Source organism: Chloroflexus sp. (assembly GCF_034435895.1).
Taxonomy (GTDB): domain Bacteria; phylum Chloroflexota; class Chloroflexia; order Chloroflexales; family Chloroflexaceae; genus Chloroflexus.
Genome location: NZ_DAOTWH010000195.1, coordinates 1 through 10,692, shown reverse-complemented (window position 1 = coordinate 10,692; position 10,692 = coordinate 1). Strand labels below are relative to the sequence as shown.

Here is a 10,692-nt window from a genome sequence, read left to right as displayed (position 1 = left end):
CGGCCAGCGGCTCGCTGCGCACGGCACGCAGCAACTCTTTGCTGGCCGCAATCGCTTGCGGGCCGCCACACAGCAGATCGGCCACGACGTTATCTACCGCGGTATCAAGCTGCTCTACCGGAACCACTTCATGCACTAAGCCAATCGCCAGCGCCTGCGCCGCCTTGATCCGCCTCCCGGTCACAAACAAAGCGCGGGCATGGCCAAACCCGATCCGAGCCGCCACAAAGCGGGCAATCACCGCCGGCAACAACCCCAAACGCACTTCGGTCAAGCCAAACACCGCATCATCGGCGGCCACCGCATAATCGGCGCAACAGACCAACCCTACCCCGCCACCCAAGGCCGCCCCATGCACCCGCGTCACCACCGCCTGCGGCAGCGTATCGAGCGCGGTAAACATCGCATCAAGCCGGGTCGCATCGGCGACATTCTCTTCATGCGAATACGCCAAACTATTCCGCATCCAATTCAGATCTGCTCCAGCACAAAACGATGGCCCTTCACCTTGCACCACCAGCACCCGCACCACCGGATCATGCCGCACCTCGTGACAGACCTCGGTGATGCCGGCGATCACTTCCGGGTTAAACGCATTATGCACCGCCGGACGTTGCAGGGTCAGCGTCGCCACCGGCCCGTTGCGGGTCAGGGTCAGCACTGCCATAGCGATACTCCTGTGTGAATGCAAAAAGGTTGGCTTAACGCGAAGAGTGTAACCCAAAGATGCAGAGGAGGCAAAGCCGCAAAGAGTGTAACGCAAAGACGGGAGGAACGCGAAGGTCGCAAAGATGATTGTAAGGATGGGCCGCAAGTACGGTTGGGGGTAAACACCCCAAAAAACCTTAGCGTCCTCTGCGCCCTTTGCGCTTTTGCGTTTTACCGTCTTTGCACCTCACTCAAGCGGCAATTCGACACTCGCTAACACCTCAGCCAGAACATCCGCCGCCGTGCGCCCGCGCAACGCCGCCGCAGGCCGCACCAGCAAGCGATGGCTGATGACCGGCCCGGCCAGCGCCTTATAATCATCGGGCAACACATAATCGCGCCCGGCCAATGCCGCCCGCGCCTGCCCGGCCCGAAACAGAGCCAGCGTCGCCCGCGGACTCATTGCCAGCGCCAGATCGGGATGCGCGCGCAGCGCCTGCGCCACTCGCACCACATACTCGCGCAACGACGGCGCCACCCGCACCCCATACAACACCCGCTGCAACGCCGGCGCCTGCGCCCCATCCACCACCGCCGCAAGCTGCGTAATCGGATGCTCGCCGGCCAGCGCCGCTAACATCTGCACCTCTTCAGCCGGAGACGGATAACCCAGCCGCACCTGCACCAAAAATCGGTCGAGCTGCGCCTCCGGCAAAGGAAAGGTACCCTCAAACTCAATCGGATTCTGGGTCGCCAAGACCAAAAACGGCTGCGGCAGCAAATGGGTCGCGCCATCAACGCTCACCTGCCCCTCACCCATCGCCTCCAACAAAGCGCTTTGCGTGCGCGGCGTCGCCCGGTTAATCTCATCAACCAGCAACACATGGCTAAAGAGCGGGCCGGGTTGAAAGACAAACTGGCCGGTCTGGGGACGGTACACGCTCACCCCGGTCAAATCGTTCGGCAACAGATCAGGCGTACACTGCACCCGCCGGAAACTCAACCCCAACGACACCGCCAGCGCGCGGGCCAGCATCGTCTTCCCCACACCGGGAACATCCTCGATCAACACATGCCCGCCGCACAGCAACGCGATCAACAACAAGTCAATCGCCTCGTCCTTCCCGACGATCACCCGCGCCACATTTGCGCGCACCCGCCCGGCAAACTCAGCCAGCGCGCGCATGTCAGTTGAGGTTGATGGTAATGTCACGTACTCTCTCTTTACCGCAGACCTACCCGATCCGGATGCGCTTGGTTCGATAAGATCACACAGAAACCTACGGATGTAACGGATTGGGGGCGAACATTGTCCTTAGCGATCCGTCATATCCGTGTGAATCCGTGTCCTAGATGCCCGATCTATCCCAACTCGCGCCAATTCCGTATCTTCCAACTTGTGGAAATCCATGTCTCATTCCTGCTCATCATTATATCCGATAACGGCCCGATCTCACCCTCCCGCCAAATTGCTTGACACTCGCAATCCCACATTATCCCACATTATCCCACACTATCCCACACGAAACCCACATGGGTGTTAGGAATTTTGGAACGGATGTTCGGATTAAGGTATAGAACCTACCTCTCAACAGGTATTGCGCACCACATGAGAAAATGCCATTATATACGCACGCATCTGCTCTAGCCAACCAAGAATAGCATGTATTACACATGCCATCTTACCCGCCGATCTTCCAGATTCGCTAAGCTGTTGGTCTTGCCGTGGTAATCATCGCCGGAGAACGGTATGGCCTCGTATTTATTCTTACTCACCATTGGCCCGGTGCAATCGTTTATCGCCGCAGCGCGTAAATCGCGTGACTTGTGGGCCGCTTCACATCTGCTCAGTGAACTCTCGCGCTACGCAGCGCAAGAGTTGAAAGCGTTGAACGCCACCCTCATTTTCCCCGCCCGAGAGGAGCTGGACAAACATGAAGTGGTGAACCGCATCTTGGCGCGCATCGAAACTGATCAGCCCGCAGCGACCGGCGCCGCGCTTGAGCAACGCATTCGTGAGTATCTTCATAAGAACGCTGAGCAATGTTTCCAACAAATAGAAGGTTTGAAAAAAGAGACAGACGCGCGGAAACACGCACTAGATCAGATTGACGAGCTGCTGGAGATTACATGGGCCTGTGTGAAAGAGTCTGGCAATTACCAAAACGATCGCAATGCCGTTGAGCAAGCCCTTGCCGCGCGCAAAGCGACACGCGATTTCGGCCAACCAAGTTACAAAGCAGAAGTGCCGAAATCTTCGATTGATGGCCTGCGCGAGTCGGTTATTCCAGAGCATTACTATCCAAGACCTAGCGATAGCGAGACAGAACGCCGCCGGAAAGAATGGGAATTGCTCAAATACTTTGGCGCTAAACCATCGGAACGACTGTCAGGCGTTGATCTGCTCAAACGGCACTTGCCCGGTGAAGGCGGTGTGACCAATTTCCCAAGTACATCGCATATCGCAGCGCTGCCATGGCTGGCCCGCCACGAGTTAAGCTCTAAAAGCGCGTTTGAGGCTTACGTCAAAGATATCCAGCAATACTTTGCTCAAAATGCGCAACCGGCCAAGATTAACCAAGAGTGCTTCCAGCACATAAAGCGCTTCGAGCACATAAACCTGCTGCAAGGCTACGACGCTTCGATCTTGTTTGAAGAGCGGCTCGCCGAGGATGTAGGAGAAGCTGAACTAGCGGAAGCGCGCAGCCGTTTGCACGAACTCTACGAGGCGATTGGCTCGCGACCTGAACCGTACTATGCTATTCTGCACGCCGATGGTGACCGGATGGGGAAGGTGATCGACAATCTCGCAGCACAAGGGATCGAAGCGCATCAGCAGTTTTCACGCAGCCTCGACAGCTTTGCCGCCGACGTGCGCTCGCTCGTAGAAGAGACCTATCGCGGTGCGCTGGTCTATGCCGGTGGTGATGATGTGCTCGCATTTGTGCCGCTCGACACGGTACTGGCCTGCGCCTACAAGCTAGCGCAGCGCTTCGCCGCAGCATTGAGCGCTTACACCGCCATTGACGGCAACAAAACGATTGCACCAACGCTCTCGGTTGGCATCGCTATCGTTCACCATATTGAGCCGCTCTCTGCCACGCTCGATCTTGCGCGCCAAGCCGAGAAGGCTGCGAAACGCAGCCGCAACGCATTGGCCATCATCCTCAGTAAGCGGAGCGGCGCCGATACGACAATCAGTGGCGGTTGGGATACCGATTTCGTTGATCGGCTGGAATGCTGGATCAAACTGCACCAGACTGATTCGTTGCCTGATGGCGCTGCCTTTGAGTTGCGCGATTTGTACAACCGGGTGGGTCGCGTGTTACCTCGTGAAGCATTGCAGGCCGAAGCGATGCGAATTTTGCAACGCAAGCGCGCCGCTCGCGGCCAAATCGAAATCGGGCAAGACGATCTTGCTCTCTTCGAGCGAACCATAATGCAACACGGCGTCAATGTGCTCGCCAACGAATTGATTGTCGCCCGCGAATTCGCCCGCGCTCGCGGTTTGCAATCTGTTGAGAAGAGGATACCGGCATGACGCTTTGGATTATCGAGCCCCGCGATCCGCTGATTGCGCGCGACGGCCGCCCTTTCGGCCCCGATCCCGGCGCCCGCGCCGAAAGCTTATCGTTTCCTCCCCCCTCTATGGTGGTTGGCAGCCTGCGCCATAAGGCCGGCCTAACCGCCGATGGCCACTTTAATAAAGCGTCCATTGATCACATTAAAAGCCTGACCATGCGCGGCCCGTTGTTGGTCGAGCTTGATCACGATGGCCAATTTAAGCAGTTTCTCTTCCCGGCCCCCGCTGATGTGGTAGCGCTTGAGACTGAACCTGCGCCAGACAAGTCCGATTGCGCAAGCGATGGCAAGAAGCAATCGGTTCATCTCGAACTGAAACGGATGCAGCCTGCCAAGCTAGCAGCCATTACCAACCTACCCGAAGGTCTAGGAGCTAGTTGTACTCGCTGCCGGCGCGAAGGGCAAACCCAGCAGCCGCGCGCCGCAGTTCTGGCATGAGGAATCATTCTTCCAATGGCTGCTCGAACCAGACAAGCTGACCGGCATTGCAGACCTCGAGTTAGGCATTGCTAGTTTACCGCGCAATGTGCGTACCCACGTCAGCATCGTTGCGCAGACCCAAACTGCCCGTGAGGGAGCACTGTTTCAAACCTCTGGTCTCGAGTTTGCCCAAGGCGATCACCAACTATCGTTGGCGAACATACGCCATTTCGCGCTTGCTGCCGCCTTTGAAGACGCCAACGGCCAACCGTACACACCGCCACACTTCACCGGTGGCCTTGCCCCGCTCGGCGGCGAACGGCGGATCGCGCGTTGGGTGCGCATTGACCACACCTTGCCCAAACCGCCGCCCACCTTGGTAGAGCGGATCAAAACAGATCGCAAAGCGCGCGTGATCTTGCTTTCCCCCGCCCACTTTACTGACGGTTACCGTCCGCCTATTGAATGGCAGCGCGGCGGTGTTACGGCCAAATTGCAAGCTGCGGCAGTGCCACGAGCGCAGGTGATTTCAGGCTGGGATTTAGCAAAGAATAAACCCAAGGAAACGCGCCGGCTCGCCTCGGCTGGATCGGTTTATTTCGTTTGTTGGTCAGATGAAACCAACGGAGAAGAGATAGAACGCTGGTTCTGGGCCACGTGGATGCGCAACGTGAGTGACGACGAGCAAGCTTGCCGCGATGGATTCGGCTTAGCGGTGTTAGGTGTGTGGTGAAGGAGCAACCTATGAATCGACCATTGCCTGAATTGAGCGTACCATCGCTTCAAACTAGATCAGACGCGCCGGTGACGCATACCCGTTTCTACCGCGTGATCACCCCCCTCTTCGGCGGTGGCGTCACCCCACAGCAAGCTGACCCGATAACAACCGTGCGCGCCAGCGAAATTCGCGGCCAGCTTCGTTTCTGGTGGCGCGCAACCCAAGCCGGACGTTATGGCAAAGATGGGTTGCGGCAAATGAAGTGTGATGAAGATAAGCTGTGGGGATCGACAAGCACCCCTTCTCAAGTGCAGATTGAAGTGCGTAAAGGTAGGGGTAATTTAATTAGCCAAATTAAAGTTAATCGATTTTGGGGCGATCCCGACTCACCTATTAGTTACGGCGCGTTCCCCCTAAGAAAAATTGGTAATACATCACTAGGAGGCCTATACTTTGACGTCACCTTTGAGCTAGCCGTTACCCTTCCCCTTGATCCGGCATTACGCCAGCAGGTTCTCGCGGCGTTCTGGGCATGGGAGACTTTCGGCGGGATTGGCGCGCGCACCCGGCGCGGCTTCGGCGCAATCTATTGTGAAAAGGTTGACGGCGATCAGGATGTTGGCCCATGGCATCCGCTTCAAGCCGATAAAGACGAGGTGGAGAAGTGGTTATGCGAACATTTACAACGGTTTGTGCAGCCGAATGATGCGCCTGAAGGGGTGCCGACCCTGTGGAGCGAGTATCGTATCGTGGTGAATTACAACCTAGAATCAAAGTGCACCGAACTAAAGAACGCTATTGAAGGCGCTTGCCCAAAATGTCGAGAATGGCTACCTGCTCTTATCGCTTGGTACTATCCAATTGAAAAGATGAAACAATTTCGCCAAAGCCGGAGTGAAAACTATGGCCGCAGCTATTGGCCTGAACCCGATGAGATCCGGCGGCGCACGAAAGGTTTTCCGGGGAAGCATCAGGAATTGTCGAAGACGCGCAAATTTCCCCGCGCTGTCTTTGGCCTGCCCATCGTCTTCCATTTCAAAGACGAAGACATCCCACGAGTGACCTTGCAAGGCTCCAAGCATGATCGGTTGGCCAGCCGTTTGATCTTGCGACCGCTGCAATGCGCAGACGGTAAATTCGTGAGTATGGCGCTCGTTTTGAAAGGGCCTGAGCTGCCACCCGATGGCCTGAAGCTAGTTGGCGCAAACAAGGGGCAGGAAACCGGCATCGACACCAAACCGCTAACGGAGGAAGAAGCCAAATTCCCGCCACTGGAAGGTAAAACTGACGTGCTCAAAGCATTTCTCGATACCCTGTAAAGGAGTAACCGCATGACTACTGCGCGTGTATACTTCCTCCATGCCCTTTCACCTTTGCATGCCGGCACCGGGCAAGGAGTAGGAGTGATTGACTTGCCGATTGCGCGCGAGAAGGCAACGGGCATTCCCTACCTGCCCGGCTCCTCGATTAAAGGTGTGCTGCGTGACACGATGCAAGCGCAGAACCAGAATGGTGTGGTCAAGAAGCTGTTTGGTCCTGACACGACCGACGCGGCTGAACACGCCGGGGCAGCCCAATTTGCCGATGCGCTCCTGCTGCTGTTACCGATCCGCAGTCTGCGCGGCATCTTCGCATGGGTCACGTCACCCTACCTCTTGCGCCGGTTTGTCCGCGACGCGCGCGAGACCGGTCTCACACCGCCAAGCCAGATTCCGGTTCCACCAGAGCGGCGACAGGCATTGGTAAGTGGAAACGCTATTGTCCTCAACCATAATGAAGAGCAACTCGTTGTGTTAGAAGATCTCGATTTAATGGCAAGCGTATCACCGCCGACAAAAGAGTGGGCAGCTTGGCTGGAGGAACAGGCAACGCTTGAGGATGCCATCCAACGCTTCTGCATCGTCCACGATGATGTATTGTCTTTCCTGTTGCAAACCGCTACCGAAGTCGTAGCCCGTATTCGCCTGCAAGACGACACTAAAACAGTGGCGAAAGGAGCGCTTTGGTACGAAGAGGCGTTGCCCGCAGAGACTCTGCTGTACGGTGTGATTGTAGCCCAGACAATCAATCAATATTTGGCTGCTCAAGCCATCAACGATCTCCAAGTGTTTGATCAGAAGATCTTCCAGTTCGGCGGCAGCGCCACCGTTGGACGCGGCATGTGCCAGTTCCGCTTGGCCGGAGGTACCAAATGAGCAATGAACGTCTCGTAACCCGCGAACAGTTTTATGCCAAGGCGGTATTTGACAAAATTAAACCGTTCTTGGATCGCCCGGAATCAGACAAGAAGAAATACGGTTCGCTGGCCCACAAGCTGCCGATCTTGATCCGTACTGCCGGCTTGGCCCAAGCCTTGGCCTTTGTGCAGGCGCGTAATGATGAGAAATCCCCGCAACGCCAATTGTTGCGCGATCTGACCGATGTGCTGCGCGAGAATAAAGTACTCGCCCAAAACGCTGATCTGGTCAAGCGTAGCCGCGAAGCTCCCTTTGACGAGTACATGCGTCTCACTGAAGCTTCGTTGCAAGCATTGCTCTGGTTCAAGCGCTTCGCCCAATCCGAACTGAAGGTGCAAGCTGGCGAAGAAGCATAGGAGTTCATTGCGATGCCGTTATCTAGCATCCGCCAAGAAGCGCTCAGAGATATCGAGCCAGAAGGCCAAAATGTTCATGCCGGATTGTGGCTCGATCGATTCTTGGCTGAGCAACCCAGAACCAACGAACCCATTACCGGCAAGCATCCCTACACCAAGCATATCGAGCAACTGGAGAAATGGAAAGTTCCCACCAGCTATAAACAGTTTTTCAAGCGCTGGGAACAAGGATTGCAAGCCTTCAAGAACCAGTTGCCAGCAGGTTACACACTCCTCACCGGTAAGGCGACCGCGCGCGGGCGAATTGTCGTTGGCCTAGGTGCAGAGGGTGTACTGGAGAATGCAATTACGTTGCATCACACCTACGGCCTCCCCTACCTTCCGGGTAGCGCGCTCAAAGGTCTCGCCGCGGCGTATGCCCACCAGTACCTCGCCGATGAGACATGGCGCCGTCCGCCAATTGAGATTGCTGACGATGCGCCCGTCATCGCGCACGAAATCGTCTTCGGCTCGACGCGCAGCGCCGGCTACGTAACCTTCTTCGATGCGCTGTACGTACCGGAAGACAACGAGCTGCCGCTCAAACTTGACGTTCTTGCCGTCCACCATCCCGACTACTACCAGAACGATCCGCCTGTCGCGCCGCCCGCCGATTGGGATAGCCCAACGCCGATTAGTTTCGTCAGCGCTATTGGCGTCTATTACGTTGCACTCGCTGGCCCCGAAGCGTGGGTCACGGTTGCTTGGGAGATATTGAGCCAAGCTCTTGATAAGTTAGGCATCGGAGGCAAGACATCGGCTGGATATGGCCGGATGAATCTTGCCAAGCCCGACCAGCCAGCATCGCCGGGAGCTGAGGCAACCCCAGCGCCGCAGGCATTGACGCTGCCGCCGCTATTTGAAATGGCGCTTAAAAAAGCGAATGCCGGCTCGCTCCCCAACATTATCTCACAATGGCGTGAATTACCACCTGAACTGCGCCAACTTGGCGCTGAGGCGATCATTAAGCATGCCCGCGACATCAAGGTGAAAAATCTTGAAGAAAAGCCATGGTTCAAGGAATTGCAACAAGCCTTGGGCAAAGAGGAAAAATAGGAGTTCGACCTGTCTCATATCTCGGCCTATCGTAATCACTAACGAGAACCTGTGGCCTGTCAAGAATGTCCATTTTGTGCAATAGTGATGGATGTCTAAGTATAGAAACACAGCGCTAGCATAAAACACAACCACCTACCCAGACGCACTCCCTACTGCGGCTGGCCCAACCACCTATCGCCAACATCCAACCGGCACAGAGTAATCGCGTATGACTCAGCAACCAACCGCCCTGCTCATTCTGATCGGTGGCCGGCAGATACCGAATATCCTCAGCGCGCAGCACCTCCGTCCGCAGATCATTGCGCCGATTGCGTCTCACGAGGCGCTCAAACCCGGCCAAGCGTGGGATAAGGTGCGTCCCGCGCTCAACAATATTGGGAGTACGATCTTGCCGCCAGCCGCAGTGGACGCCTTTGATCTCGATCAAATCAAGCAAGCCTGCGCTAACGTCATCGACTCCCATCCTGCGATGCATTGGGTGTGTAACATCACCTGCGCCACAACCATTATGAGTATTGGCGCGTATGAAATAGGGCGGGATAAAGGGGCGGATGTGTGGTACTTCGATACCAATAGCCAGCGGGTGATTGTACTGGCCGGCCAGCCGCCACAGGGTAATCCATATCGCTTATCTGTCACCGAATATCTTCGCATCTATCAGCGCCAAGCAAACCCGGCACCGCCGCCGCCGCAATCGTGGCTCGAACTCGCCCGCCAGATGGCGCAAGCGCCAGATGAAGCGATTGAGTTTCGTGAGCAGTTGCGCACAGTGGGGGCAAATGCTAGCTATAGCGAGCAGCGCTGGTTGAAAGGCGTATCGCTGACATCGGCTATGCAGGACTGGCTGCCATCGCTCAGAGATGCCGGTTTCATCGAATACGAGTGCCAAAATGATTTATACAACCTTCATCAGGTGCATCGGGATTTGTGGAAATTCGTCGATGGTCTATGGCTTGAAATTGTTGCATGGGATGCAGCGCGCCAAGCTGGTTGTTTCGATGATTGCCAGTACGGGCTTGAGATGCCAATCGCCGGACAAGCCGCGATGAATCAGCTTGATCTCGCCGCAACTTCTGCGGCTTCGCTGTTGATTGCCGAATGCAAAACCGATCAGAACCCTTTCAAAACGTCGTACCTCGACAAACTCCAATCAATCACTGATCTGATCGGCGGTTCATTCGTCGTCAAGCTATTTATTGCGGCCCGCAGCCGCCAAAAGGCCAATTGTGATGCTTTGCGATCATTTTCCGATCAAGCCAAAGCCCGCCAGATCGTCGTCGTTACCGGTGAGCAGTTGCCGAACTTGAAAGACATCTTGGCAAAGGAAGCGAAGACGCCAACCTACTCACGGACATAGGCGCCAAGCCGTTTTTCACGCTTGAACAGCTCACCCGCTACAAGGGGGTAAGAGCGTCAACGCAAAGACGCAAAGCGAGCAAAGACGCAAAGACCGCGAAGATCGCAAAGGGTTGGGAATGGGGGAAGAAGAGCGGGAGTACCTTGCCTTTTTCCTCCTCCATCTCTGCTCTCACTAACGCGAGAGCGGGTTGCTGCTGCCTTGCGCGCAACCGGTGTCTGCAGCGACGACACAGCCACTCCCCCTCTCCCACCTCACGGTGGGAGAGGGGGTTGG

Annotated in this window: 10 protein-coding genes; 8 read left to right on the top strand and 2 right to left on the bottom strand. The window is 56.1% G+C overall.

Annotation, left to right across the window (positions count from 1 at the left end; all coding sequences use genetic code 11):
- On the bottom strand, positions 1 to 667 hold a 667-nt coding region (locus U9R81_RS11485; RefSeq protein WP_322495590.1), incomplete at its 3' end, for an enoyl-CoA hydratase-related protein.
- A 228-nt stretch (positions 668 to 895) separates the two neighbouring features.
- Positions 896 to 1,834, bottom strand: coding sequence for an AAA family ATPase (locus U9R81_RS11480; RefSeq protein WP_416180957.1), 939 nt, complete (start codon positions 1,832 to 1,834; stop codon positions 896 to 898).
- Between the two features lie 564 nt (positions 1,835 to 2,398).
- Here U9R81_RS11480 and cas10 point away from each other — a divergent pair.
- From cas10 to U9R81_RS11440, 8 genes are all read left to right on the top strand, one after another.
- Complete coding sequence (cas10, locus tag U9R81_RS11475) at positions 2,399 to 4,189, top strand: type III-B CRISPR-associated protein Cas10/Cmr2 (protein ID WP_322495588.1); 1,791 nt, start codon at positions 2,399 to 2,401, stop codon at positions 4,187 to 4,189.
- Positions 4,186 to 4,668, top strand: a complete 483-nt coding sequence (locus U9R81_RS11470) for a type III-B CRISPR module-associated Cmr3 family protein (RefSeq protein WP_322495587.1) — start codon at positions 4,186 to 4,188, stop codon at positions 4,666 to 4,668. The genes cas10 and U9R81_RS11470 overlap by 4 nt, the downstream gene beginning before the upstream one ends.
- Positions 4,669 to 4,687: 19 nt before the next feature.
- Positions 4,688 to 5,383 carry a type III-B CRISPR module-associated Cmr3 family protein gene (locus U9R81_RS11465; protein ID WP_322495591.1) on the top strand — a complete coding sequence of 232 codons (696 nt, stop codon included), beginning with the start codon at positions 4,688 to 4,690 and terminating at the stop codon, positions 5,381 to 5,383.
- Between the two features lie 11 nt (positions 5,384 to 5,394).
- Positions 5,395 to 6,687, top strand: coding sequence for a type III-B CRISPR module RAMP protein Cmr1 (cmr1, locus tag U9R81_RS11460; protein ID WP_322495586.1), 1,293 nt, complete (start codon positions 5,395 to 5,397; stop codon positions 6,685 to 6,687).
- 12 nt (positions 6,688 to 6,699) lie between these two features.
- Positions 6,700 to 7,563, top strand: a complete 864-nt coding sequence (gene cmr4, locus U9R81_RS11455) for a type III-B CRISPR module RAMP protein Cmr4 (RefSeq protein WP_322495585.1) — start codon at positions 6,700 to 6,702, stop codon at positions 7,561 to 7,563.
- The gene (cmr5, locus tag U9R81_RS11450; protein ID WP_322495584.1) at positions 7,560 to 7,961 is read left to right on the top strand and encodes a type III-B CRISPR module-associated protein Cmr5; all 402 of its coding nucleotides are present in this window, start codon (positions 7,560 to 7,562) and stop codon (positions 7,959 to 7,961) included. Before cmr4 ends, cmr5 begins: the two co-directional genes overlap by 4 nt.
- 12 nt (positions 7,962 to 7,973) lie before the next feature.
- Positions 7,974 to 9,056, top strand: a complete 1,083-nt coding sequence (cmr6, locus tag U9R81_RS11445) for a type III-B CRISPR module RAMP protein Cmr6 (RefSeq protein ID WP_322495583.1) — start codon at positions 7,974 to 7,976, stop codon at positions 9,054 to 9,056.
- Between the two features lie 211 nt (positions 9,057 to 9,267).
- On the top strand, positions 9,268 to 10,416 hold the full coding sequence (locus tag U9R81_RS11440) for a Card1-like endonuclease domain-containing protein (RefSeq protein ID WP_322495582.1): 1,149 nt from the start codon (positions 9,268 to 9,270) through the stop codon (positions 10,414 to 10,416).
- Positions 10,417 to 10,692 lie beyond the last annotated feature (276 nt).

Coding starts and splice junctions, on each gene's coding strand:
- U9R81_RS11470 (WP_322495587.1), top strand. CDS start 4,186: ATGACGCTTTGGATTATCGAGCCCCGCGATCCGCTGATTGCGCGCGAC.
- cmr6 (WP_322495583.1), top strand. CDS start 7,974: ATGCCGTTATCTAGCATCCGCCAAGAAGCGCTCAGAGATATCGAGCCA.
- U9R81_RS11480 (WP_416180957.1), bottom strand. CDS start 1,834: ATGCGCGCGCTGGCTGAGTTTGCCGGGCGGGTGCGCGCAAATGTGGCG.
- cmr5 (WP_322495584.1), top strand. CDS start 7,560: ATGAGCAATGAACGTCTCGTAACCCGCGAACAGTTTTATGCCAAGGCG.
- U9R81_RS11440 (WP_322495582.1), top strand. CDS start 9,268: ATGACTCAGCAACCAACCGCCCTGCTCATTCTGATCGGTGGCCGGCAG.
- cmr1 (WP_322495586.1), top strand. CDS start 5,395: ATGAATCGACCATTGCCTGAATTGAGCGTACCATCGCTTCAAACTAGA.
- cas10 (WP_322495588.1), top strand. CDS start 2,399: ATGGCCTCGTATTTATTCTTACTCACCATTGGCCCGGTGCAATCGTTT.
- cmr4 (WP_322495585.1), top strand. CDS start 6,700: ATGACTACTGCGCGTGTATACTTCCTCCATGCCCTTTCACCTTTGCAT.